This window comes from Halalkalibacter lacteus (genome assembly GCF_036663595.1).
In the GTDB taxonomy this organism is placed as follows: Bacteria; Bacillota; Bacilli; order Bacillales; family Bacillaceae_D; genus Halalkalibacter; species Halalkalibacter lacteus.
Genome location: NZ_JAWRVL010000377.1, coordinates 1 through 246, shown reverse-complemented (window position 1 = coordinate 246; position 246 = coordinate 1). Strand labels below are relative to the sequence as shown.

At 38.6% G+C, this 246-nt stretch carries 1 pseudogene; it reads left to right on the top strand.

Going from position 1 to position 246, the window contains the following annotated elements:
* Window positions 1–246: pseudogene (locus tag SAZ04_RS22725) on the top strand (ATP-binding protein); the annotation flags it as partial.

The window sequence follows — 246 nt, the reverse complement described above, 5'->3', positions numbered from 1 at the left end:
AGGCGTTTCAGATAATGAGATGCAGGCCGCCAAGGATATGTTTCTTACTTTCAGTCAAGATAACATTATCGATACAACAAAATATGGGCATATTATTGATCGTTCGACAGGTTCTGGGAGGATTTTTATTAATGGTGTGCTCGTAGCGGAGGAAGAAAATTTTCTGTTTTCATTTAATATTACCCAGATGAACGCACAGTTAAAGAAAGCAATTAATCGAGAAAGAACCCATGTCGGCAGAAGTGC